General features: G+C 56.9%; 19 protein-coding genes. 7 read left to right on the forward strand and 12 right to left on the reverse strand.

Features of this window, described 5'->3' with window-relative positions:
• Positions 1-132: 132 nt before the first annotated feature.
• A complete protein-coding gene (locus B5D52_RS15965) occupies positions 133-501 on the reverse strand; it encodes a hypothetical protein (protein WP_040333037.1) in 369 nt (122 codons plus the stop codon).
• 139 nt (positions 502-640) lie between these two features.
• Between B5D52_RS15965 and B5D52_RS13485 the strand changes: the two genes are divergently transcribed.
• Together B5D52_RS13485 and B5D52_RS13490 are read left to right on the forward strand one after the other, a co-directional pair.
• Positions 641-2,017 (forward strand): sodium-dependent transporter, encoded by a 1,377-nt coding sequence (locus tag B5D52_RS13485; RefSeq protein WP_016148917.1) that lies wholly within the window; start codon positions 641-643, stop codon positions 2,015-2,017.
• Between the two features lie 87 nt (positions 2,018-2,104).
• Positions 2,105-3,475 (forward strand): sodium-dependent transporter, encoded by a 1,371-nt coding sequence (locus B5D52_RS13490; RefSeq protein ID WP_016148918.1) that lies wholly within the window; start codon positions 2,105-2,107, stop codon positions 3,473-3,475.
• A gap of 385 nt (positions 3,476-3,860) precedes the next feature.
• On the opposite strand, the gene B5D52_RS13495 is transcribed toward B5D52_RS13490, so the two are convergent.
• Together B5D52_RS13495 and B5D52_RS13500 are read right to left on the reverse strand one after the other, a co-directional pair.
• On the reverse strand, positions 3,861-5,405 hold the full coding sequence (locus tag B5D52_RS13495; RefSeq protein ID WP_016148919.1) for a response regulator: 1,545 nt from the start codon (positions 5,403-5,405) through the stop codon (positions 3,861-3,863).
• Positions 5,377-7,155, reverse strand: coding sequence for a sensor histidine kinase (locus B5D52_RS13500; RefSeq protein ID WP_016148920.1), 1,779 nt, complete (start codon positions 7,153-7,155; stop codon positions 5,377-5,379). Before B5D52_RS13500 ends, B5D52_RS13495 begins: the two co-directional genes overlap by 29 nt.
• A 213-nt stretch (positions 7,156-7,368) precedes the next feature.
• On the opposite strand from B5D52_RS13500, the gene B5D52_RS13505 reads away from it, so the two are divergent.
• From B5D52_RS13505 to B5D52_RS13515, 3 genes are all read left to right on the forward strand, one after another.
• Positions 7,369-8,691, forward strand: a complete 1,323-nt coding sequence (locus tag B5D52_RS13505) for an ABC transporter substrate-binding protein (RefSeq protein ID WP_016148921.1) — start codon at positions 7,369-7,371, stop codon at positions 8,689-8,691.
• An 86-nt stretch (positions 8,692-8,777) separates the two neighbouring features.
• A complete protein-coding gene (locus B5D52_RS13510) occupies positions 8,778-9,650 on the forward strand; it encodes a carbohydrate ABC transporter permease (RefSeq protein ID WP_016148922.1) in 873 nt (290 codons plus the stop codon).
• Positions 9,651-9,665: 15 nt separating this feature from the next.
• Positions 9,666-10,517 carry a carbohydrate ABC transporter permease gene (locus tag B5D52_RS13515; RefSeq protein ID WP_016148923.1) on the forward strand — a complete coding sequence of 284 codons (852 nt, stop codon included), beginning with the start codon at positions 9,666-9,668 and terminating at the stop codon, positions 10,515-10,517.
• Positions 10,518-10,899: 382 nt separating this feature from the next.
• On the opposite strand, the gene B5D52_RS13520 is transcribed toward B5D52_RS13515, so the two are convergent.
• The 8 genes from B5D52_RS13520 to B5D52_RS13555 form a co-directional block, all read right to left on the reverse strand.
• The gene (locus tag B5D52_RS13520; RefSeq protein ID WP_016148924.1) at positions 10,900-12,276 is read right to left on the reverse strand and encodes an aminopeptidase; all 1,377 of its coding nucleotides are present in this window, start codon (positions 12,274-12,276) and stop codon (positions 10,900-10,902) included.
• 567 nt (positions 12,277-12,843) lie between these two features.
• On the reverse strand, positions 12,844-13,431 hold the full coding sequence (gene coaE / locus B5D52_RS13525) for a dephospho-CoA kinase (protein WP_016148925.1): 588 nt from the start codon (positions 13,429-13,431) through the stop codon (positions 12,844-12,846).
• A gap of 4 nt (positions 13,432-13,435) precedes the next feature.
• Positions 13,436-14,458: an L-threonylcarbamoyladenylate synthase gene (locus B5D52_RS13530; protein ID WP_016148926.1), complete on the reverse strand. Its 1,023-nt coding sequence runs from the start codon at positions 14,456-14,458 to the stop codon at positions 13,436-13,438.
• Between the two features lie 50 nt (positions 14,459-14,508).
• Entirely contained in the window at positions 14,509-15,573 is a 1,065-nt protein-coding gene (gene prfA / locus B5D52_RS13535; RefSeq protein WP_016148927.1) for a peptide chain release factor 1, read from the reverse strand.
• Between the two features lie 762 nt (positions 15,574-16,335).
• Positions 16,336-16,950, reverse strand: a complete 615-nt coding sequence (locus tag B5D52_RS13540; RefSeq protein WP_016148928.1) for a YdcF family protein — start codon at positions 16,948-16,950, stop codon at positions 16,336-16,338.
• Between the two features lie 234 nt (positions 16,951-17,184).
• Positions 17,185-19,071 (reverse strand): ABC transporter ATP-binding protein, encoded by a 1,887-nt coding sequence (locus B5D52_RS13545; RefSeq protein ID WP_016148929.1) that lies wholly within the window; start codon positions 19,069-19,071, stop codon positions 17,185-17,187.
• Between the two features lie 90 nt (positions 19,072-19,161).
• Positions 19,162-20,067: a glycerophosphodiester phosphodiesterase gene (locus B5D52_RS13550; RefSeq protein ID WP_016148930.1), complete on the reverse strand. Its 906-nt coding sequence runs from the start codon at positions 20,065-20,067 to the stop codon at positions 19,162-19,164.
• Positions 20,068-20,100: 33 nt separating this feature from the next.
• Complete coding sequence (locus tag B5D52_RS13555; RefSeq protein ID WP_016148931.1) at positions 20,101-20,619, reverse strand: peptidylprolyl isomerase; 519 nt, start codon at positions 20,617-20,619, stop codon at positions 20,101-20,103.
• A gap of 279 nt (positions 20,620-20,898) precedes the next feature.
• Between B5D52_RS13555 and B5D52_RS13560 the strand changes: the two genes are divergently transcribed.
• Positions 20,899-22,188 (forward strand): glycosyltransferase family 2 protein, encoded by a 1,290-nt coding sequence (locus B5D52_RS13560; RefSeq protein WP_016148932.1) that lies wholly within the window; start codon positions 20,899-20,901, stop codon positions 22,186-22,188.
• A 471-nt stretch (positions 22,189-22,659) separates the two neighbouring features.
• Here the strand turns inward: B5D52_RS13560 and B5D52_RS13565 are convergent, their stop codons facing one another.
• Positions 22,660-23,328 carry a DUF624 domain-containing protein gene (locus B5D52_RS13565; RefSeq protein ID WP_016148933.1) on the reverse strand — a complete coding sequence of 223 codons (669 nt, stop codon included), beginning with the start codon at positions 23,326-23,328 and terminating at the stop codon, positions 22,660-22,662.
• A 107-nt stretch (positions 23,329-23,435) separates the two neighbouring features.
• Here B5D52_RS13565 and B5D52_RS16405 point away from each other — a divergent pair, with 107 nt between their 5' ends.
• Positions 23,436-23,693 (forward strand): hypothetical protein, encoded by a 258-nt coding sequence (locus B5D52_RS16405; protein ID WP_207637504.1) that lies wholly within the window; start codon positions 23,436-23,438, stop codon positions 23,691-23,693.
• Positions 23,694-23,698: the final 5 nt, after the last annotated feature.

Consider the following 23,698-nt stretch of genomic DNA (forward strand, 5'->3'; position numbering starts at 1 on the left):
CACCGAATCAATCCCGCCCGCAGGCGACAAGCGGGTCCGGGTCTGCGACCCGGCGCGATCCAGCCGCGCAGGCTGGCCGCTCGCCGCAGCGAGCGGAATCCCCTTTTTGATTCCCGGTGTCCGACCCGGGAATCAACCAAACCAAAAACACAAGCGCCGTCCGCAGACGGCGCTAACTTTCCGTTTTCCGTTCATGGCTTGGCTGTCTTTTGCTGTTTCATCACTGCATAGATTGTCTGGCTTGGTTGGCAGAGCCAACCACAGCCTTGCGGAAAAATATTCCACAGGAATATTTTTAAGATCCGCAAGGTTACGGGAAAATACCCCACCGGGGTATTTTCTAAATCCGCAAGGCTCATAAAAAGACCGTCTCATCATGAGACGGTCTTTTCCATTTCCTCCCTTTTCCCTCTCCTCCCCCACCCCAACCCGTTCCCAATCCGAAACCCTTTCCCGCTCTCCAAACCCACTTTTTCTTACGCCCCATCCACCCCAAATCATAACATTCCGCACCCTTTATTCCTTTATTTCTTTATCGCATCAGCGTTAAAGCAACTTCAAGCTTATCCCTTGAATGATGCAATAAACTGTGCTAGAATAGAGCCACGCGGTGTGATTTCCGCAGAAGGGGTAACAAACAATGAAAGAAAGAGAAAAGTTTAGTTCCAGACTGGGCTTCATCCTGATCTCTGCCGGATGCGCCATCGGTCTGGGCAACGTCTGGCGCTTTCCGTACATCACCGGCCAGTATGGCGGTGCAGCCTTCGTGTTCATCTACCTGCTGTTCCTGCTGATTCTCGGACTGCCCATCATGGTTATGGAGTTCTCGGTCGGCCGAGCAAGTCAGCTCTCCGCCGCCCGCTCGTTCCATAAGCTTGAACCCAAGGGCAGTAAATGGCACCTGTACAGCTACGGCGCGATGCTGGGCAACTATCTGCTCATGGCATTCTATACCACCGTCGGCGGCTGGCTGATCGCCTACGTCTATAAAATGGCAAAGGGCGAGTTCGTAAACGTTGACCCGGACTTTATCACCGGCTCGTTCAGCACCATGCTGCAAAGCCCGGGCTATATGACCATCTGCATGGCAGTTGTCGTTTTGGCTTGCTTCGCGGTCTGCTCGTTCGGCCTGCGCGGCGGCGTCGAGAAGATCAATAAGATCCTGATGCTCGGCCTGCTGGCAATCATCGTCGTGCTGGTGTTCCGCTCGGTCACCCTCGACGGCGCAGCGGTTGGTCTGGAATTCTACTTAAAGCCCGATTTCTCCAAGCTGTATGAGGCAAAGGGCGGCCTGTTCGAGTCCATCTTTGCTGCAATGGGTCAGGCATTCTTCACCCTGTCGCTTGGTATCGGCGCACTGGCTATTTTCGGCTCGTACATTGACAAGGAGCGCTCGCTGACCGGCGAAGCAATCTCCATCACCATTCTGGATACCTTTGTCGCGCTGATGGCGGGTATGATCATCTTCCCGGCCTGCTCGGCATTCGGCATCCAGGCAGACTCCGGCCCGAACCTGCTGTTCATCACCCTGCCGAACATCTTCAATCAGATGGCAGGCGGACGCATCTGGGGCACGCTGTTCTTCATGTTCATGGCAGCGGCTGCTTTCACGACCATCATCGCAGTTTTCGAGAACATCATCTCGTTTGCGATTGACCTGTGGGGCTGGAGCCGTAAGAAGGCGATCATCCTCAACCTGGTCTTCATTCTGATCATCTCCATGCCGTGTATCCTGGGCTTCAATCTGTGGAGCGGTTTCCAGGTACCGCATGTCGGCAACATTCAGGATCTGGAGGACTTCATTGTCTCCAATAACCTGCTGCCGCTGGGTTCTGTGGTCTATCTGCTGTTCTGTACCTCGCGTTACGGCTGGGGCTGGAAGAACTTCATCGCAGAGGCAGACACGGGCAACGGTCTGAAGTTCCCGAGCAAGCTGCGGTTCTACTTCACCTGGATTCTGCCGCTGATCGTCCTGTTCATCTTCGTGATGGGCTATATCCAGAAGTTCGGCGCATAATCGCGCACATCAAGCGTTACACTGACCTTGAACACACGCAGGGGCGTGTCCTCTGCGTGTGTTTTGTATTCTGAGAGGAAAAAAACTATGCAAAATCGAGAGACCTTTGGCTCGCGACTGGGCTTTATTCTGATCTCTGCGGGCTGTGCGATCGGCCTGGGCAACGTCTGGCGATTCCCGTACATCACGGGTAAGTACGGCGGCGCGGCATTTATCCTGCTGTATCTGGCATTCCTGCTGCTGTTCGGTATTCCGGTTATGACGATGGAATTCTCGGTCGGACGTGCATCGCGCCGGTCGATTTCGCGCTCGTTCCACGAGCTCGAACCCAAGGGCACCAAGTGGCATTGGTGGAGCTTCTTTGGCATCGCGGGCAATATCATCCTGATGATGTTCTACACCACCATTGCCGGTTGGATGTTCATTTACTTCTATAAGTACGTCGCCGGTTCGTTCTCGTCCATGAGAGCAGCCGAAGTCGGGCAGGCCTTTGAGAAGATGACCGGTGACCCGGTCGTCAGCACGATTGCAATGGGTATCGCCGTTGTTCTGGGCTTTGCCGTGTGCTCGCTGGGCGTTAAGGAAGGCGTTGAGGCGGTCAATAAGAAGATGATGGCGCTGCTGATCGTGCTGATGGCAGTTCTGGCCATCCGTTCGATCACGCTGGACGGCGCACAGGCCGGCCTGCAGTACTACCTCATCCCGGATTTCAGCAAGATTACCGAAAACGGTGTTTGGAACGTCATGTACCAGGCCATGAGCCAGGCATTCTTTACCCTGTCGGTCGGCATGGGCGGTATGGCGATTTTCGGCTCGTACATCGGCCGCGAGCGCTCGCTGCTCGGTGAGTCCATCAACGTCGCTGCACTCGATACCTTTGTCGCACTGTGCTCCGGTCTGATCGTTATTCCGGCATGCTTTGCCTTTGACGTAGACCCGGGTTCCGGCCCTCCGCTCATCTTCATCACTCTGCCGAGCGTGTTCGAGCAGATGCCGGGCGGCCGTTTCTGGGGTGCGCTGTTCTTCCTGTTTATGATCTTCGCGGCTATGTCCACGGTCATCGGTGTTATGGAGAACATTATCTCGTGCTTTACCGACCTGTTCCCCAGCCTGTCGCGCAAGAAGATGTGCCTCATCGGCACCATCGGCCTGTTCATCCTGTCGCTTCCGGCAGTTCTGGGCTTTAATCTGTGGAGCGACGTTCAGCTGCTGGGCGGCAATATCCTGGATTTCGAGGATTTCCTCGTATCCAATAATATCCTGCCCATCGGCTCGTGCATTTACGTCCTGTTCTGCTGCCTGAAGAACGGCTGGGGCTGGAAGAACTTTATGGCTGAGGCAAATAGCGGTAAGGGTCGAAAGTTCCCGAATTGGGCGAGAGGCTATTGCACAGTCGTCGTCCCGATCGCGATCGTGGTCATTCTGGTTATGGGATATATCACTAAGTTTGCGGGTTAAGACACAACCTGCACCGCACCCAATATTGAAGTTTTCGCCAGCCTTTTTCAAAAGGCTGCGGGTTCTCAGGGCAGAGCCCTGAGCCGGACTCCGCAGAGTCCGGAACCCCCTTTTTGATTTTCGCTTCTGCGAAAATCAACTAAAAAAGAATAAAAAAGCGCGTCCGCAGACGCGCAATACTTCGCGCACAAAGTGCGCTCATGAGAAAGACCGTCCGAGAGGACGGTCTTTCTTTTTTTGTTTGTTTCGGTTGAAACCCGGGTCGGACACCGGGTTTCAAAAGGGGATTTCGCCATCTGCGGATGGCGACTTGAGGCTCTGCCTCAAGACTCCGCAAGCCTTTCGAGAAAGGCTTGAGCGAAAGCTTCAATTGGGGGTGCGGCGATTACTTTTCCTCTTCCAACCGAAAATCCTTCGGTTTCTGTCCGGTCGCCTTTTTAAACAGCTTGGAGAAATACACCGGGTCAGGGATGCCGACCGCTTCGGCGATCTCATACGTTTTCATGGCCGTCGTGCGCAATAAGACCTTCGCACGCTCAATGCGCACCTGCTGGATATACCCACTGATATTCTGTCCCACTTCCCTTTTGAACAGCTTACTCAGATAGCTCGCGGACAGATGGACATAATCAGCCAGACCCTCAAGCGACAACTCTCCGGCATAATTCTGGTCAATGTACTGCTTGACGCGGAACACCAGATCGTCCAGATCGGTTGCATTCATGCAAATGCGGTCGAGGACGGCGGTCAGATAGCCGCGCAGAAGCTGCTCGATCTCGTCGATCGCACCGCTGTCGAGCAGCGCACGTTCGCTGGCAAGCGAAGCGTCGGTCAGCAAAATTTCCAGATTATAGCTAATCAGCAAGCCCTGACCGCACTCGTACAGAATGACCGCGATGCGGCGCACACTGGGGAACGGGATAGCCTCCCGGCGCAGATAGGCAAACAGACGGTCAAGACCGCTGATGACCGCGCCGCGGTTGCGGTTTTCCAGTGCGCTCTGGATGGTGCGCAGTTCCTCGGTGATGCGGGAAGCGTGCAGGTCGGACAGGACGGGCAGCTGACCGTAGGAAATGACCGGCATCTGCGGGCTGTACTCGGCGAGCTGCTGGGCGTGGTCGGCCTCGCGTGCCGCGTCGGACAGCTCGAGCGGGCTGTGGTGGTGGGCACTGATGCCCACGGTGATCTGAAAGTCGGTGGTCTGCTGGACGGTCTGCACGACCTGATGGCAGGCCTCGGTCGGGTCAAAGCCGACCGGTGCGCACAGGATGATGTAGCAGAACCGCTCACCGCGCGGGATGAAATAGACCGTGTACTCGCCCATCGCCTGCCGCCACATCTCGCGCACTTCGCTTTGAAAGGCGATGCGGTCGGCTTCGGTGTGGATGTCGTCCAGACCGAAGCGCAGCACGTAGCAGCTGGACAGATCGAGTCCGAGCGCGTTGGTGCGCTCCATGGTGTAGAGCAGCGACTGCACCGGGTCGAAAATCAGCTGGTGCAGGAACAGCTCGCACGCCAGTACGTCGGCCTGCTTGTCGGTCTTGCGCACCTGATCTTCGGCCAGACGCTGTTTTGCCTTGTCCAGAGCCGCGAGCAGACTGTCCTCCGAGGTCGGTTTGAGCACAAAATCAACCACACGGTAGTTGATGGCCTGCTGGGCGTAGGAAAAGTCGGGGAAGCCGGTCAGAATGATGACCTTGCAGGCCGGGTGGTTCTCGCTGATCCACCGGGCAAGCTCCAGACCGTCCACCTCGGGCATGCGGATATCTGAGATCACAATATCGGGCGCTTCCTGCGCGAATTGCAGCATGGCCTCGCGGCCGTCGCGTGCGATGTTTAAGATATGGCAGTCGTGGGCAGCCCAGTCGATCGCGTGTGACAGTGCGCTCAGGATCGCTGGTTCATTGTCCACCAGAAGTACGTTGTACATCGTGTTCTCCTTCCGTTTTATCGATGGGAATGATGATCAGCACGACCGTGCCGGTACCCGGCATGGAACTCATGCGGAATGTGCCGTGTGTCCCATACATGAGTTCCAAGCGTTTGCGGATGTTGTCGAGGGCGATGTGGTTGTGCGCACCGGGCGACACCGCACCCTGTAAAAAGCCCACGCCGTCATCCTCCACGCGGATGTAGACGCTGTCGTCCTCCTCCCAGATTTTGACGCTCACCTTGCCGCCGCCGCGCTTGGGTTCCAGACCGTGCACGACCGAGTTTTCTACCAGCGGCTGAATGGTGAGCTTGGGGAGGTAGTAATCGAGGATAGACGAGTCTGCATAGTCGATTTCGTATTGCAGCGCGTTTTCAAACCGCGCTTTTTGCAGGTCGAGGTAGTAGCGGACGTAGGCGAGTTCCTGCCGGAAGGTGACCTTGGGCGCACCGTTTTTGCCGATCGTGCCGTGCAGCAGACCGGCGAGGTCGGTGACCATGCGGCTGGTCTCCTTCTGCCCTGCCTCCATGCAGCGCAGGTTGATGACCTGTAAGACATTGAAGATAAAGTGTGGATTGATCTGCGCTTCGAGCATTTTGAACTCGCTTTCGCGCAGCAGCACGCCCTTTTTGTAGGCATCCTGATAGAGGTCGGTGAGCGTGTCGGCCATGCGGTTGAAGGTGTCGGCCATGCCGGCAAGCTCCTGATATTCGGGCGCGTCCATGCGCACCGATAAATCGCCTTCAGCCATGCGGTCGAGTGTCTGCTGGGTGTGGGCGAAGGGACGGAGCAGACCGCGGTAAGCGTAGATTGCCGAAATCAGCACACCGATGAAGATGAGGCTGGTCAGCAGAACATACCAGGCCGCCGTCGTGTGCACACCGGTCAAAATTTCGCGCTGCGGGACGCAGACATCCAGAATCATGTCGCCGACTGCCGCGCGACAGTGCAGATAATCGCCGTCCGCCCAGTGGATGGCCTGCGAGACACCGTTTGAGGTGCCGTCCAGTGTGCGCAGATCGACCAGCAGATCACCGACTAAGCGGTCGCTTGCCGCATAGAGCAGATTGCCCTGTGCGTCGGACAGCATGACCTCGGCGCCCGGGTAGACCGACTGGAGCGGAGCTGCGTCGATGAGCGCGGCGGTGTCCACTTCCAGAATGAGCTTGCCCAGACAGCGCGCGGGGTCGTTGAGCGAGTTGTAATCGACGACCATATAGGAATATTCTGCGTTATTGGCCAGCGCGATCAGCGACTGGGTCGAGTTGCGGTCGGGAAACAGACGAAATACTGTTTCCAAACGGCCATACTCAGCCTGATAGATACCGCTGCGCGAGGCCGGAAAGGCAATGCCGTCCTGACGAAACAGGAAAATGGAGTGCACATATTGATCGTCCCAAGCGGCATTGAACAGGGTTGCCCGACCGATTTCCTGCTGTACCAGCTCGGCCTGTGTGCCGACTGGGTTTTGACTGCTGTGCATGACCGACTGCACGGTATCACTGCCAAGCGTGAAATAAATGATACTTTGCGCCTGACTGAGCGCATCGGTCGTGGAATTTACCAGCTGATCGGTATAATATTGCGTCATGTGCTCGGCCTGTGTGCGCATCTGACGGGAGACAAAACCGAAGAAGAGCAGCAGAGAGGCGGCAAGGGGAATGATAATCGCGGCGAGCATGAGGCGCAAGCCGGTGCGCAGCAGCGACTTTTTGGACTTGTTTTGACGTGCCTGCTCGGCGTGTTGCATCGGATATCCCTCCCGTTCCTTTGTATCATATCACATTTCCCCGCGAAACGGCAGGGGTATTTTTGTTTCCTTTGACCGATTCACAGTTCAAATTATTACTACAAACCGACCAATTATTCCCTACTTTCGGACATTGCCCATGTGCTAAAATAGAGCCAAGAGAGAGGTAGGCAACAAAGGCCGACCGGAAAGAAGAAGAGGAGGAACCAGAAAATGAAAAAGAGATTGACCGCACTTGCACTGGCGGCTCTGATGACCGCGGGCTGTCTGTCCGGCTGTGGCGGCGGCACCGAGACCACCGATGAGGGCGCAAGCACCGAGTCCACCGGCAGCGAGATCGTCATCAATTACCCCACCTTCCAGTGTGGCGTCAACACCGCATCACCGGTAGTCGATCAGCTGATCGAGGAGTTCAACGCAGAGTATGCAGGCAAGTACCGCATCCAGAAGGAAGACGTACCGGGCGATGCAAACTACGTTGACAAGATCAAGGTACAGCTGGGTACCGGCGATCTGCCCCCGGTCGTATACGGCGGCGGTTACAACCTGCTCGACCTGGCACTGGCAAAGGACGTCGTTGTTGACCTGACTCCTTATGTAGAAGCTGACCCCGAGTGGAAGGCACTGTACTCTGACGTTGCACTGACCACCAACTCCCGCGACGGCAAGATCTACGCATCTTCGTCCGAGGGCAGCCTGGTCGGTTACTTCTACAACAAGGATCTGTTCGCACAGGCTGGCATCGACGCACCGGCAACCACCTGGGACGAGTTCTGGCAGCAGTGCGATAAGCTGAAGGCAGCAGGCATCACGCCTCTGGCACTGGATACCGCAGATTCCGCATGGGTTACCTCGCTGTGGGCAGGCGCAATGATCGCAACCAGCGGTGATGAAGGTTACGAGTTCATGAAGCAGATGAACCCGATCGACTACAACAACCAGCCCACCATCGACGCATTCACCAACGTACAGAAGATGCTGCAGGAGTACACCACCCTCGATGCAATCGGCGGTAAGTACGAGCACGCAGCAAACAACTTCCTGTCCGGTCAGGCTGCAATGATCGCAAACGGCCCCTGGATGATCGGTGACTTCTCCGATGAGACCAAGACCACCGCAGACTTCGCTGACAAGGTTGGCGTAGCGATCTTCCCGGGCAACTTCGTATACGACGCACCGATTCAGGGCTACTTCGTCACCAAGCAGGACGATCCGGCACTGGAAGAGGCAGCTGTTGAGATGGTTAAGTTCTTCACCTCTGCACATGCACAGCAGGTAGCGCTGGAAGTACAGGGCATGGTACCGGCTTCCTCGACTGTTGAGATCACCGAGACTGCAAAGCAGAATTATCCGCTGCTCGTCGAGTTCCTCGACCTGGCAGAAGGCGCAACCGTACGCACGGATAACCTGCAGGCAACCATGTATCCGAACCTGCTGGATGTTGTATCGCAGGATCTGCCGCTGCTGGCTTCTGGCGAGATGACCGCAACCGAGTTCTGCCAGACTCTGAGCACCGAAGCTGCAAAGAATCAGTAATGAAAGTTTGGAAGGGAAAAAGCCTGCCTGAGGGGCAGGCTTTTTCACCCCAAAAAAGGAGAAACAACGAGGGAGGATGACCCTGCATGAAAGTAAAAAAGGCCTGGATACCGATTTTTCTGGCCCCGGCGGTGATCCTGTTTCTGCTGATCTATGCGGTGCCGCTTGTCATGGTCTTCGCGACCTCGCTGTGCGAGTACAAGCTGACATCCAAGAGCATCACATTCATCGGCTTGCAGAATTACATCGACCTGTTCAAGGACCCGGCATTCCACACAGCATTCACCAACACCATCATCTGGATTTTGATTCACTGCATCCTGCACGTGGCGATGGGCTGCCTGATCGCGCTGCTGCTCTATAAGAAGCCGCGTGGCTGGAAGTTCATCCGTACCGCATACATGGTGCCGAACATCATCTCGAACGCTGCAATGGGTATGATTTTCGTCAACATCTTCAACCCGCAGTTTGGCGTTGTCAACTCGATCCTGAAGATGGTCGGCTTGGAAGAGCTGACGCACAACTGGCTGATGGACACGACGACCGCGTTCCCGTCGGTTACGATGGTCTGGTTCCTGTTCGCAGGCTACACCACGACGCTCATTCTGGCACAGGCACTGTCGGTTGACGAGTCGGTGCTCGAGGCAGCACGTGTAGACGGCGCGACCAACTTTCAGATTGATATCTTCATTATGCTGCCGCTGCTCAAGAAGATCATCGGCACGACCATGGTCATGGCAGCAACCTACATGCTGCAGATGTTTGACCTGATCTACATCACCACCAACGGCGGCCCCGGCAAGACCACTACCAACCTGCCGCTGCTGCTGTACGGCGTATTCAAGTCGGAGAATAACTACGGCTACGCGAATACCATCGGTGTAATGATCATCGTCCTCGGCGCGATCGTCATGGTAGCGATCAATAAGGCGCTCAAGGTCAACGAAGAAGATTATTAAGGAGGCGCTCGAATCATGAATCCCGCATGGCGTACTTTATCCGCAAAAGAGCGCATACTCTGTGTTCTGAAATACATCTTTCTGACGATCTGCGTCATCGTCGCGATCTTCCCGATTGCCTGGGTCATCATGTCGTCGTTTAAGACCAACGCCGAGATTTTGTCCAACGGCATCGGCCTGCCGTCGAGCTTCAGCCTGACCGGTTATGTTCAGGCGCTTGCAATCTCCCCCATCCTCAAGTACTTTATGAACAGCGTCATCGTGGCCGTTGTCGCCACCGCAGCCAACGTCTTTTTCCTGGCAATGGCAGCGTACGTGTTCGCAAGATGCCAGTTCCGGTTCAAAAACGCACTGTATATGCTGCTCTCGCTGTCTCTGGTCATCCCCATGACCGCACTCTTAAACCCGGTGTACATCGTGGTCAACGGCATGGGTCTGGCAGATACCAAGACCGGCCTGATCCTGGTGTATACGGCACTGAACCTGCCGATGTCGCTGCTCATTCTGCGCGGTACCTTCCTTTCCATCCCCAAGAGTCTGGAAGAAGCGGCATACGTAGACGGCGCGGGCTTCTTCCGCACCTTTATCCAGATTATGATGCCGTGTGCCAAGGGCGGCCTTGCATCGGCTGCGGTACTGGCATTCCTCAATAACTGGAACGAGTTTACCTTTGCATTGGTTCTGACCAGCGGTCAGGAAGCGAGAACGCTGCCCCTGTCGCTGAGCTACTTTACTTCGCAGTTTAGCTTTAACTATACGGCGATGTTTGCGGCCATCACGATTGCGGTTATCCCGTCGATCGCAGTCTTTGCGATCTTCCAGGAACAGGTCGTATCGTCCCTGACCGCAGGCGCAGTAAAGGAATAATCCCGCCCGCAGGCGAAATGAAGTTTGGATCAAACCTTTTCAAAGGTTTGCGGAGTCTTGAGGCAGAGCCTCAAGTCGCCCGTCGCAACGGGCGAAATCCCCTCTTGAAACCCGGTGTCCGACCCGGGTTTCAATTAAAACAAACAAAAAAGAAAGACCACCCGACAGGGTGGTCTTTCTCATGAGCGCACTTTGTGCGCGGAGTATTGCGCATCCTGCGGGATGCGCTTTTTATTATTTTTTTGTTGATTTTCGCAAGGCGAAAATCAAAAGGGGAGTTCCGCGCTCTGCGGAGCGCGTCTCAGGGCGCTGCCCTGAGAACCCGCGGCCTTTTGAAAAAGGCCGGCGAAAACTTCATTTCGCCTTCTCCCCTTTTGCGTTCTTAGTCGCGATAGAACGCGCCAAATCCCAGATAAGTCATATACAGATCGTGCTTGGAAATGGTCTCGAACGGTGCGTGCATGGACAGAACCGGAACACCAGCGTCAACCGTATCAATATTACGGTTTGCCAGATACATGGCGACCGTTCCGCCGCCGCCCTGATCGACACGGCCAAGCTGACCGGTCTGCCAAGTGATGCCAGCGCCGTCCAGAATGCAGCGTACCTGCGCCATCAGCTCAGCGGAAGCGTCCGAAGTCCCACTCTTGCCGCGTGCGCCGGTGTACTTGATGATTGCCATACCGCAGCCGATGCGGGCATCGTTGCGGCCCTCGGAAACCTCGGGGAAATTGGGGTCGAACGCGTTGCAAACGTCAGCCGACAGGCAGATGGAATGCTCATAGCACTCGTCGGGCAGGACGTTCTGCGCACGGCACAGATCACCGAGGAAGGTGTCGAAGTGACGGCTCTGCATGCCGGTCACGCCGTCCGAGCCGATCTCTTCCTTGTCGACGAGCAGGCACAGGTTGGTGTGTACCGGGGTCTCGTCGGCATCGAGCAGCGCGGTTGCAGCCGGATAGGAGCAAACGCGGTCGTCGTGACCGTAAGCGCCGATCAGCGAGCGATCAAAGCCGATGTCGCAGGCGTTGAATGCCGGAACACAGGACAGCTCAGCCGACAGGAAATCAGCCTCGGTCATGCCGTATTCTGCGTTCAGGTACTCCAGAATGGCGCGCTTGACGCGATCCTTGTCGCCGTCTGCGCTGTTTTCGCTCGGGAACGAGCCGAGCAGGACGTTCATGTTCTCCGCCTTGATGACCTCGGTTGCCTTCTTGACCATCTGCTCGCTTGCCAGATGGGGCAGCAGATCGGTGATGACGAACTTGGGGTCGCCGGGCTTGTGGCCAACGTGAACGGGTACACGCTCGACCTTGCCGTCACGGCACACGCAGACCACGCCGCGCAGCTCGAGCGGGATGGCCAGCCAGTGATACTTCTTGATGCCGCCGTAGTAGTGGGTCTTGAAGTAAGCCATGCCGTCCTGCTCGTAGAGCGGAACGGTACGGATATCGATGCGGGGCGCATCCAGATGGGCAGCAGTCAGACGAACACCGTCGGACAGCGGAGCCGAGCCGATGTGCGCCAGAATGATGCCCTTGTGACGGTTGATCTGGTAGAACTTGTCGCCGGGATTGACCGCCATACCGCGGACATAAGCCTTGTAGCCCTTGGCTTCAGCCATACGGACGATTGCGTCAACCGCGTCGCGTTCGGTCTTGCCCTCGTCGAGGAATGCCTTGTAGCCCTCGGCATAGTCCATGCAAGCCTTTTTGTCGAGCTTGTCATAGCCCGGCTTTTTGTCATAGAACAGTTCCATAGTGGTGATGCTCCTTTTATGGGTAGAAAAATTGGTTGTAAGAACGAATTGAAAAGTTTTCGCCAGTCTAAATATAGAAGTTTTCGCCGGCCTTTTTCAAAAGGCCGCGGGTTCTCAGGGCAGCGCCCTGAGTCGCACTCCGCAGAGTGCGAAACACTCTTTTGATTCCGGCGAAAGCCGGAATCAACAAAAAATAATTCTAAGCGCCGCCCGCAGGCGGCAAGATTCTTTGCGCGCCAGGCGCGCTCATGGAATCCGTTCCCACGGGAACGGATTCCCCATCCCCTGCCCTTTCTGCGCACCCTTCGTTTGAAAGACCGCAGTCAGGACGCGGGTGGGAAACCCAATCCGCCGGATTGGGTTTCCATGAGCGCACTTTGTGCGCGGAGTATTTCGCGTCCTGCGGGACGCGAGTATTTTTTTGTTTTGGTTGATTTTCGCAAAGCGAAAATCAAAAGGGGGTTTCGTGTCCTGCGGGACACGACTCAGGGCTCTGCCCTGAGAACCCGCAAACCTTTGAAAAGGTTTGATCGAAACTTCAATTATGGGTGCGGTGCTGAGTGGGATTCAGCGCAGCTGACCGCACAAAATCTCGACTTGTTTCTGGAGTTCCTCTAAACTTCCGTTATTCTCCAGCACAAAATCGCATTTCTCGCGATAGAAATCCTCATCTGGCTGTGCGTCGATGCGTGCCGCGGCGGCAGTTTCGCTCAAACCATCGCGCTGCATGATGCGCTGGATACGTGTCTCACGCGAGGCGACCACACCGATGACCGCGTCGCACGAGCGATCAAACCCAGTTTGAAACAGTGTGGGTGCGTCGTAGAGGATGCGGTCGATGCCCTGTTCTGCCAGCTTGTGAAACTCCTCTTCACTTGCCTGCCAGATGTGGGGAGTGGTGATGTCACCCAGCTGTGTCAGGCGTGCGGGGTCAGAAAAGACAACGCTTGCCAGCTTGGGACGGTCGAGTGCACCCTCTGGGGTCAGGATGTCCCCAAAGGCGCGATGTAATGCATCGAGCAGGGCACTGCCGGGGACGCACAGACCGCGATAGACCGCGTCGGCATCCACCCAGCCGAAGCCGTTTTGGACGAGCAATGCAGCGGCAGCGCTTTTTCCCGCGCCCGAACCGCCGGTCAGACCATAAATTTTCATGGTATTACACCTCGATGACGTGGAAACCGGCCGCTTTTTTGAGGCGATTGGCGACGGCCAGACCGATGCCCGAGTCGTCGGGACACTGGGCGAAGATGGCGGTCACGTCGGTTTCGTCGAAGGCGCGGAGCGCGTCGAAGATGGCGTGCGCCTGTGCGGCCTGATCGTCCGAACGGCCGATGGTGCGTACGATATGACCGGGGAAACGGTCGGCGAACTCGTCAAAGCAGATGACGCCCGATTGACCGGTCAGCTGCGACGCGATGTAAGCCGCACCCTTTTCCGGATCGCCGCATACTGCGGTTACCGGTGCATGGGGTGCATAGTGGCGGTATTTCATGCCGGGCGCGGAGACGCGCACATCGTCACCGATCTGCTCACGGACGGCGCGGTCGACCTCGACCGGGCCGAGAACGGCCTCGAGCTGTTCGAGCGAGATACCGCCCGGACGGAGCAGACGGGGCTTGTCCCCTGCGAGGGAAATGACGGTGGATTCCACGCCGACCGCGCACGCGCCGCCGTCCACAACGGCTGCGATCTTGCCCGACATGTCTTCCATGACGTGCGCCGCGGTGGTAGTGGAGGGACGGCCGGAGGTGTTAGCCGAGGGCGCGGCGATGGGCACGCCTGCGGCGCGGATGACCGCGCGAGCGACCGGATGGGAGGGCAGACGGATGCCGACCGTGTCCAGACCTGCTGAGACTTCGACCGGAATGCGGTCGGACTTGGGCAGAATGATGGTCATGGGGCCGGGCCAGTAGGCGTCGGCCAGACGGCGGGCAGCCTCAGGAACTTCGGAGACCAGCGGATAGATCTGGTCGAAATCCGCAATGTGAACAATCAGCGGGTTGTCCATCGGACGACCCTTGGCGGCGAAAATCTGGCGCACAGCGTTTCCGTCGAGCGCGTTCGCGCCCAGACCGTATACAGTTTCGGTGGGAATGCCGACGACCTGCCCGCTGGCCAGCATTGCACCGGCCTGTTCGATCGCGCCCGCATCCTCGGGATGCAGAAGCAAGGTATTCATAGCATACACTTCCTGTTATGGTAAGATAAAATAATACAATGAGTTATCGATTAACTTTCTTCCTGCGCCTGTAATTTGCGGGCGGTGTCGGCGGTGATAAGCGCGTCAAGGACTTCGTCGAGGTCGCCGTCCATGAACTGAGACAGCTTGTAGATGGTGAGCTTGATGCGGTGATCGGACACGCGGTTTTCCGGAAAATTGTACGTGCGGATGCGCTCGGAGCGATCACCGGTGCCGACCTGCGCCTTGCGCTCGGCCGCGATGGCGGCATTCTGCTTTTCGCATTCTGCCTCGTACAGACGGGTGCGCAGCACGCGCATGGCCTTGTCGCGGTTTTTGTGCTGGCTGCGCTCGTCCTGACACTCGACCACCGTGCCGGTGGGCAGATGGGTGATGCGGATGGCCGACTCGGTCTTGTTGATGTGCTGACCGCCCGCACCGGACGAACGGAAGGTATCGATTTTGAGGTCGGCGGGGTTGATCTGGAAGTCGACCTCCTCGGCCTCGGGGAGCACCGCGACGGTGACGGTCGAGGTGTGTACACGACCCTGGCTCTCGGTTTCGGGGACGCGCTGCACGCGGTGTACACCCGACTCGAATTTCAGACGGGAGTATACACCGTCGCCCGAAATCTGGAATACAACTTCCTTGCATCCGCCAAGCTCGGTCTGATTGATGGACAGGATTTCCACCTGCCAGCCGCGCTTTTCGGCGTACATGGAGTACATGCGGAAGAGCGAGTGCGCGAACAGCGCCGACTCCTCACCGCCCGCACCGCCGCGAATCTCGACGATGATGTTCTTGTCATCGTTGGGGTCACGGGGCAGGAGTAAGATTTTGAGTTCTTCTTCGAGCTGCTGCACACGAGCCTGCGCCTCGGATAATTCCTCCTGCGCGAAGTCGCGCAGCTCGGGATCGCGCATCAGCTCCTGCGCCTCGTCGATCGTGCGCAGCGCATCCTCGCGTGCACGGATGGCGTGAACGATGGGCTCTAAGCGATTGCGTTCTTTGAGGAGTTTTGCCGCGGCTGCGGGGTCATCGTAGAGACCGGGCGCAGACAGACGGGCTTCGACCTCGTCAAAGCGTGCGACCAGAGCGCTGAGTTTATCGAGCATAGAAAAAAACCTCTTGTCGTGGATTGAAAGAAACGTAGTTGCGGAAAGCACCGCAGCCCCAAATGAAGCTTTCGCCAGCCTTTCTCGAAAGGCTGCGGGTTCTCAGGGCAGCGCCCTGAGTCGCCCGTCGGCCCGTAGGTCACTATCCTCATTCCCGCGCTGTGCGCGGATAAAATGAGTACAACGGGCGAAACTCTCCTAATTGATTCCGGCCTAAGCCGGAATCAACAAAAAATAAATTGAAAGCGCTCGCCGCAGCGAGCAAGACTCTCCGCGGCCTGTGGCCGCTCATCAAAAACGCCGTCCGGCGTTTTTGACCTCCGTTCCCCGCCCCAGCGGCATAACTTCGACCATACGGCAGCAGGAGCGGCGCGCTCATGGAATCCGTTCCACGGGAACGGATTCCCCAAACCCCTGCCCTTTCTGCGCACCCTCCGTTTGAAAGACCGCAGGCAGGATGCGGGTGGGCAAACCAATCCGGTGGATTGGTTTGCCATGAGCGCACTTTGTGCGCGGAGTTTTTCGCTCGCTGAGGCGAGCGATAAAAACGAAAGTTAAGTTGATTTTCCCTTGCGGGGGACGGGAAAATCAAAGGGGAATTTCGCCGTCTGCGGACGGCGACTCAGGGCGCTGCCCTGAGAACCTGCAAGCCTTTCGAGAAAGGCTTGAGCGAAAGCTTTATTTCGCCCACTCGTTTTATTCGTGCTCGGCACGAGAATAAGGATAGCGACCTACGGGCTTTGGGCGGGAATCCGTTATCCCTTAAAAATACCGTCCCGTCAAAATCAGTCCCAAAGTCGAGCAATATTCCCGCATGTGGGACGCGGCGGCGAGGGGCAGATTGGGGACGGGAGCGGGCACGCCGTAGGGGTCGAGTCCGGCCTGCTCCATGAGTTTACGTGCGCGGGCGAGGTGGAAGTCGCTGGAGATGACCGCGCAGCGGGACTCTTCCAGCGGATAGAGCGCCTTTGCGTTTGCGATATTTTGAATGGTATTGCGGGACTTATCCTCGATCAGCAGGCGGTCGGGGTCAGTGCCCAACGTGTCAACCATATATTGCCGCATCATGTGCGACTCGGGCATGGGTTCATTGGTGCCCTGACCGCCGCACAGGATGGCGATGGCGTCGGGGTGCTCGTCCAGAAACGCATCTGCGGTTTTGAGTCGTTCGATGAGTGCATCGGACGGACGATCCTGCAAGATGTGTGCACCGAGGACGAGCACATACTGTGCATCATCGGCTTCGGGGTCAGCATGTTCGCCGCTGATGATTAAACCCTGAATGCACACGAATGACACACAGAATAGGGCGAACAGCACGCGGCCAACTTGTGCCAGAACGTGTGCACCGCGATGACGACGACCCAGCCAAACCATCCATCCTTCTCCTGCACAGCATACGCCGAGGCCGCACAGGAAGTATCCGCCGAAGCGAATTGGTGAGGATGGAAGAAAGAACAAGCCGGGCACAAACAGTATAATTGCTAAAACAAACCAGAATTTAGAACTTTTCCACATGGCAAAACCTCTCTTGTGTGCACATTAAAACGTGTGCACATAGGCAGAACACAGAACGCGGAGAGATCATGTGCATATCGTGTGCGCATAGAATCACTCAATCTGTGCCGCCAGTTCTTCCCACTGTGCCATCTTGTCCATGAGCTGTGCCTCAGCGTCGTCGCGCTCGTGCATCAGCTCCATGAGCTTACCGGCATCCGCGCCGCACGCAGCCATCTCGTTCTCGAGAGCGCTCATGCGCTCCTCGAGCTGGGAGATTTCGCGCTCGAGCACGGCGACCTTCTTCGCGATGTTCTTGGTACCGCCCTTGGGCTTGGGTTTCTCCTGTTTTTCGGCCTTTTTGGGGGTCTCGACCACGGTAGACGCGGCCTGTTCGGCCTTTTGGCGTTCGCGGTAGGCCAGAAACGCCTCGTAATTGCCGGTAAAGTCGGTATATGTACCGTTTTCCAGGTAAATGATGCGGGTGGCGAAGCGGGAGACGAAATAGCGGTCGTGGCTGACGAAGAGCAGCGTGCCGGTGAACGCCTCGACGGCTTCCTCAATCCATTCGCGGCTCATGAGGTCTAGGTGGTTGGTGGGCTCGTCGAGTACGAGCATGTTGAGCGGGTCGTACATCAGCTCGCACAGGCGCAGACGGCTTTTTTCGCCGCCCGACAGCGTGCGCACGATCTTGAGCTGATCTTCGCCCGAGAAGCGGAACGCGCCCAGACGGTTGCGGGCGGTCTGCATGGTGACATTTTTGTCGTAGATGAGGGTGTCGATCAGGTTTCTGCCCTCGTTTGCGAAGTGCACCTGCTGGGGCAGGTAGGCCGGGCGCAGTCCCTGACCCTTTTTGATGACGCCCTCGTCGGCGGTCTCGTCGCCCAAGATGATGCGCAGCAGGGTGGTTTTGCCCGCGCCGTTGTCGCCCAGAATGGCGACGCGCTCGCCGTTGTGTACGTTGAATGTTACGTCCTGTAATATTCTACGTCCATCATAACTTTTTGTAATACCTCGAACCTTGAGCACGTCCTCGGTCTCGTAGTTGGGGTCACCGAAGGAGACCGACATTTTCTTGTCCTTCTTGGGTCGATCGGTGACCTTCATGCGTGCGATGCGCTTTTCGATGGACGCGGCACGCTTGGCCAGCTTTTCGGTGCCGTGCTCGTGCATCTTGCGTGCGGTGGTTTCCAGACGCTTGAGCTCGGCCATCTGGTTTTCGTGCTCGGCCATGCGCTGTTCGTAGCGGCGCTCGCGCTCCTCCGCATAATAGGAGTAGGAGCCAGCGTAGAACTCGCAGGTGGTGTCGTGGATTTCAATGATGCGGTCACAGCACTGGTCGAGGAAATAGCGGTCATGGGAGACGGTGACGACCGTGCCCGTGTACGTTTCCAGATAATCGCCCAGCCAGCGCACCGCGTCGAGGTCTAAGTGGTTGGTCGGCTCGTCGAGCAGCAGAATATCGGTCTGCTCGAGGATGATGCGCGCCAGATTGACGCGAGTCTTTTCGCCGCCGGACAGCTGGGAAAAGAGCTGCGTGCGCTGTGCGCGCGGGATTTCCAGACCGTTGCACACCTTATCGACCTCAAAATCGTGGTCGTAACCGCCGAGCGCGTCCAGTTTCTGCTGGAGCGCACCGTAGCGGTGCAGCAAGCTGTCGTTGTCGGGGTGCTGCTCCATCTGGGCTTCCAGCTCGTCCATCGCGGCGCGTACCTCGTGCGCACGGGCAAAGGCGGTGCGCAGGACGTCCTCGACGGTGGCGGCGGGATCGTAGACCGGCATCTGGTCGATGACACCGACCGTGCGGCCTGCGCCGATGGAGACGTGACCGTCGTCGTAGGGCAGACGGCCGGCGATGATGTGCAGGAGCGTGGTCTTGCCCGCACCGTTCGGCCCTAAGATGGCGACTTTCTCACCCGGCTGGATGTCGAAATTGAGACCGGACAGGATGAGGCGATCGCCGTAGTATTTTGTCAGATTTTGTATGGTAATATCAGCCAAAAGCAGTTCCCTCCAAAGGAAAGAATAGAAAAAACCTGAAAAAAGGGCCGAGACAGGCCCTTTTGGTTCAGTGGTTGGCGGAGAACGGGGTTAGTGCTTGTCCTCGCTGACCGGAGCCTCTTCGGTGGGCTCAAGAGCAGCTTCAGATGCCTCTGTCGTCTCTTCTGTCTCCTCTGCGTCGTGCTCCGCATCGGGAGCCTCGTCTTCTTCCGCCGTTTTTGTCTGATTGTCCTGCGCATCGAAGGGCACGAATTCGGTGCCGGCATCCGAGAACGGGACGAAGATCTCCTGTTCGGGTTCGGACGCGGTGAGCAGGGGTGCGGCCAGATCGGGCCGGCTGGTCTCGATGAAGTTGACCCCGTAGGACAGCATGCGGCGCAGCTCGTCCGGGTCACTCGAATCGGTGGAGGCCAGGAACAGACCGCAGCGCAGCGCCTCATTGCATAAGGGTTCGGTCAGAGCGTCGGGCGTACCGCGCACGCCGAACAGACGGAGGTTCTGCACCTCGCGCACGAAGGCGATGGGGTCTTCGGGGGCAGACTGGATGTCGGCCATGATCTGCAGATCGGGATAGCGTGCCGCAAGGCGGCCGGCATCGTACAGGGACAGACCGCAGAAGTAGGCGTTGTCGACGTACTCGGAGTACTTGAGCGACACGCGCACCTGCGCCGCGGCCTGATGGTGGTGCAGCTCGATGCCCAGTCCGCCGCCGGCGGCCTTGGCCAGTTCGAGCGCCTGACCGAAGGATACGATCTTGGGGTAGGCGCGGCGGAGGTCTTCGAAGGTGTGGTCACAGGTCGTCAGCGTGGCCTGTGCCGAATGGTAGCACCCTTCAGCGCAGACCAGGGTGATGCCGTCCTTGGTCGTGTCCACGGGGAGGACGCAGCCGCGTGCACCTGCGGCCGTGCCTGCCATAATGGCTTCCAGGCTGCACGGCTCGAGACCCATTGCGCCGGGTGCGGACAGGATAAAAGAATCACGGTTGGAATAACGCATGGCGGTTCCTCTCAGTCAGACGGATGGGTCAGATCAGACGGTTTCGGGAGCGGGGTAGGTCTCGCCGAAGGTGTCGACGGTGACAGAGACCATCTTCTGCTCTGCACGGGGACGGTCATGCCAGTCGCGGGGGGTGTTGACGATCTCGTCGGCAACGTCCATGCCCTCGATGACCATGCCGAAGGATGCGTACTGACCGTCCAGGTGGGGTGCATCGGAAGTCATAATAAAGAACTGGGAGCCAGCGGAATCGGGGTCCATGGTGCGCGCCATCGACAGCACGCCGCGGGTGTGTGCCAGATCGTTCTGGAAGCCGTTTGCAGTGAACTCACCGCGGATGCAGTAGTCGGGGCCGCCCATGCCGGTGCCTTCGGGGTCACCGCCCTGGATCATAAAGCCGGGGATGACGCGGTGGAAGATGGTACCGTTATAGAAGCCCTGCTGTGCCAGAGAGATGAAGTTGCGTACGGTGTTGGGAGCGACTTCGGGGTACAGCTCGGCGACGATCTTTGCGCCGGACTCCATTTCAATCGTAATCATCGGGTTCTTCATAGTAAAACACTCCATTTCGTGTATTTTGCTGCGTTTCTTCTATTGTAGCAAAGACGCCGGGGTTATACAAGGCGTAACGTGTTAAATTTCAGTAGCCGCAATCGGGTTGCTTTGACCAGACTTTACATATTTCTTACAATTTGATTACGATTCTCTTAAAATTTGCAAAAGGTGATTGACAGGGACGGTCGGATGTGGTATTTTAACTGTACTAACACGGCTAATACAGTAATACAGAAAAGAAAAAAAGGATACGAAAGAAAAGGAAGTGATGGATTCATGTTTGCAATCCCGTGGCTCAAAGCAGGAATTTTTTTCATCAGTATCATCTCGGTACTGTATCTGGTGTACTTTGCACTCTACCTCCCCTATGCGCTGCGTCCGGCGCGCAAGTGGGCTAAGCAGGCACCGCGCTGCCGGTTTGCCGTACTGGTCGCCGCACGCAACGAGCAGGCGGTTATCGGCAATCTGGTCGAGACGCTCATGGCGCAAGATTACCCCAAGGAACTGTATGACGTGATCGTCATCCCGAATAATTGCACCGACGACACCGCAGGCGAAGCGCACCGCGCTGGCGCACTGATTATGGAGTGCACCGAGCCGGTGCGCACCAAGGGCGACGCACTGCGTCAGATCATTGATAAGCTGATGCAGCAGGATCGCTACGACGCAATCTGCGTCTTTGACGCGGATAATCTGGTAGACCCGGGCTTCCTCGCAGGCATGAATGACGCATGGTGCGCAGGCGTGCCGGCAGGTCAGGGCTATCGTGATAGTAAGAACCCGCAGGACAGCATGATCTCTGCCTGCTACTCCATCTACTACTGGATGGTCAACCGCCTGTTCAGCCAGACCCGTGCCCATGTCGGCCTGTCCGCTGTGGTCAACGGCTCGGGCTTCATGGTATCCATGGATTGGCTGCGCCGCCACGACGGCTGGCACACCGTCACCCTGACCGAGGACATCGAGTTCACCACCCAGTGCATCCTGGGCGGCGAGCGGGTGGCATGGGTGCCCGAGGCAAAGACCTACGACGAGCAGCCCCTCACCTTCGCACAGTCGTGGAGACAGCGCTGCCGCTGGTCGGTCGGCCTCATCCAGTGCCTGCGCGTGTACGGCCCGCGCCTCATCCGTGATCGCAACTGCGCAAATGGTCAGCTGCATGCCCGGCTGGATCAGATCCTGTTCCTCTTCGCACCGCTGTTCCAGCTTATGTACCTCATCTCGCTCGCAATGACCGGCATTCTGGGCGCATTGCAGATTCACTACGCGGTTGCTCCGTATAGTGACGTGCTCTATGAGCCCCTCATGTCGCTTGCAATGTCCTTTGTCGGCACCGTCGTTCTGGCAATGGCTGTCATCGTCCTCGAACGGAAACCCCTGCTGAATATGGGTAAGGGCGTTCTGGGCTATTGGCTGTTCGTCATGAGCTGGATTCCGATTAACATTGTGGCGCTGTGCAATCCGAATCTGGAGTGGAAGGCAATCCCGCATACGCGCAGCCTCCGCATGGATCAGATGAAGGATACGGGCGCGATGAAGGGCGTGAAGATGGAGAAGAGCCGCTAAAGCGATTAACCACCGCACCCCTAATTGAAGTTTTCGCTCAAGCCTTTTTCAAAAGGCTTGCGGGTTCTCAGGGCAGCGCCCTGAGCCGGACTCCGCAGATGGCGGAACTCCCCTTTTGATTTTCGCCTTGCGAAAATCAACAAAAAAGAAAAAATAATCGCTCGCCGCAGCGAGCGAAAGACTTCGCGCACAAAGTGCGCTCATAAGAAAGACCACCCGGAACGGGTGGTCTTTCTCTTTTGTTTGTTTGGGTTGATTCCCGGGTCGGACACCGGGAATCAAAGGGGCGTTTCGAGCCTGCGGGCTCGACCAGGTTCCACCTGGACGGGCTCAAGGGACTCGTCCCTTGAGAATCCCGTTCTCGCCTGCGGGCGGGAATCAGACGATTGCAACGCTTAAAAACAATGAAACTAAAACGGTTTATTTCACAAAACAATCACAATAATTTCACAAAAACAAATCTTGCCTATTTCACTCTTTTTCCGGCGGCAGGACGTGCTTTTGGATGCCCGACCACGCCAGGAAACTAGCAATAAAGTTGGGAATCGCGCAGCCGACCAATAAAGTTGCCGGAATGGACAGCGGGAAGAACATGATTTCCAGCGCAATCAATGCCAAAATCAGCAATGCGACCGGGAAACTGTAGTAAAACCGCAGCATAGCCAGCAAAATGGCGTCGCGGACGCAGTCCCAGAACGAGAGCGTGGTCGAGGTCAGCAGCGGATACAGATACAGCCAGACCATAGTCAGGATGAGCAGCGCAGCAAGCGTGACCAGCCAGATGATCGAGCCTGCCGGATAGAGCACCAATCCGAGCAGTCCGCCGCCGTACACGGGCGCCGTGATCAGACCAAGTACGGTTGAAGCCTTCCAGTTCTCGCGAAAACCACGCCAATAATCGTACCATACATCGTTCGGAATGTCGCGCACCATGCGCACGGTGACCTTGGTCATCGCACCCATGGCTGCACCGATGGTTACAATCGGGATGCAGGTCAGCAAAAACAGGACGTTGAGCTTGACCAGCGCCCAAAATTCACGGATAAAGATTTCAAAAAACAGTGCAAGACCGGTTTTCGGCGGGGCATCCTTGTCGATACCGGGGCCGGGTTTGACATAATTGGGGGTAAACAGACCCATGCGGTCTCTCTCCTTTCAGCCGGTGTTTCCTCCATCTTAACACAGGGATGCGTGCGCGCGCAAGCCCGGAAGCAGGCCGTACATCGTGCACAAGATATTTTCGGAAAATGATTTATTTTTTGCACAAAACGAAAAAAATGTGTTATAATCAAAATGGAAAATTTCAAGCTGACGAAAATGCCCATGCGTACGTGCAAAAAACACGTGCGAGCCGTGCGACGCGGGGGAAAAATGGCGTGTGTTTCCCGCTTTCCGGCTGCATTTCCGGCGCGTCCAAAAACAGAATGCTGCTTGTTTCGAAATCTAGAAACAAAAATTATCAGATTCGCCCATTGTACCGGCCTGCATCAGCTGGTATCCTGTAACATAG

Origin of the sequence: Butyricicoccus pullicaecorum DSM 23266 (assembly GCF_900167005.1) — a bacterium.
Taxonomy (GTDB): domain Bacteria; phylum Bacillota; class Clostridia; order Oscillospirales; family Butyricicoccaceae; genus Butyricicoccus; species Butyricicoccus pullicaecorum.

Coding starts and splice junctions, on each gene's coding strand:
- B5D52_RS15965 (WP_040333037.1), bottom strand. CDS start 501: ATGATTTGGGGTGGATGGGGCGTAAGAAAAAGTGGGTTTGGAGAGCGG.
- B5D52_RS13485 (WP_016148917.1), top strand. CDS start 641: ATGAAAGAAAGAGAAAAGTTTAGTTCCAGACTGGGCTTCATCCTGATC.
- B5D52_RS13490 (WP_016148918.1), top strand. CDS start 2,105: ATGCAAAATCGAGAGACCTTTGGCTCGCGACTGGGCTTTATTCTGATC.
- B5D52_RS13495 (WP_016148919.1), bottom strand. CDS start 5,405: ATGTACAACGTACTTCTGGTGGACAATGAACCAGCGATCCTGAGCGCA.
- B5D52_RS13500 (WP_016148920.1), bottom strand. CDS start 7,155: ATGCAACACGCCGAGCAGGCACGTCAAAACAAGTCCAAAAAGTCGCTG.
- B5D52_RS13505 (WP_016148921.1), top strand. CDS start 7,369: ATGAAAAAGAGATTGACCGCACTTGCACTGGCGGCTCTGATGACCGCG.
- B5D52_RS13510 (WP_016148922.1), top strand. CDS start 8,778: ATGAAAGTAAAAAAGGCCTGGATACCGATTTTTCTGGCCCCGGCGGTG.
- B5D52_RS13515 (WP_016148923.1), top strand. CDS start 9,666: ATGAATCCCGCATGGCGTACTTTATCCGCAAAAGAGCGCATACTCTGT.
- B5D52_RS13520 (WP_016148924.1), bottom strand. CDS start 12,276: ATGGAACTGTTCTATGACAAAAAGCCGGGCTATGACAAGCTCGACAAA.
- coaE (WP_016148925.1), bottom strand. CDS start 13,431: ATGAAAATTTATGGTCTGACCGGCGGTTCGGGCGCGGGAAAAAGCGCT.
- B5D52_RS13530 (WP_016148926.1), bottom strand. CDS start 14,458: ATGAATACCTTGCTTCTGCATCCCGAGGATGCGGGCGCGATCGAACAG.
- prfA (WP_016148927.1), bottom strand. CDS start 15,573: ATGCTCGATAAACTCAGCGCTCTGGTCGCACGCTTTGACGAGGTCGAA.
- B5D52_RS13540 (WP_016148928.1), bottom strand. CDS start 16,950: ATGGTTTGGCTGGGTCGTCGTCATCGCGGTGCACACGTTCTGGCACAA.
- B5D52_RS13550 (WP_016148930.1), bottom strand. CDS start 20,067: ATGCGTTATTCCAACCGTGATTCTTTTATCCTGTCCGCACCCGGCGCA.
- B5D52_RS13555 (WP_016148931.1), bottom strand. CDS start 20,619: ATGAAGAACCCGATGATTACGATTGAAATGGAGTCCGGCGCAAAGATC.
- B5D52_RS13560 (WP_016148932.1), top strand. CDS start 20,899: ATGTTTGCAATCCCGTGGCTCAAAGCAGGAATTTTTTTCATCAGTATC.
- B5D52_RS13565 (WP_016148933.1), bottom strand. CDS start 23,328: ATGGGTCTGTTTACCCCCAATTATGTCAAACCCGGCCCCGGTATCGAC.
- B5D52_RS16405 (WP_207637504.1), top strand. CDS start 23,436: ATGATTTATTTTTTGCACAAAACGAAAAAAATGTGTTATAATCAAAAT.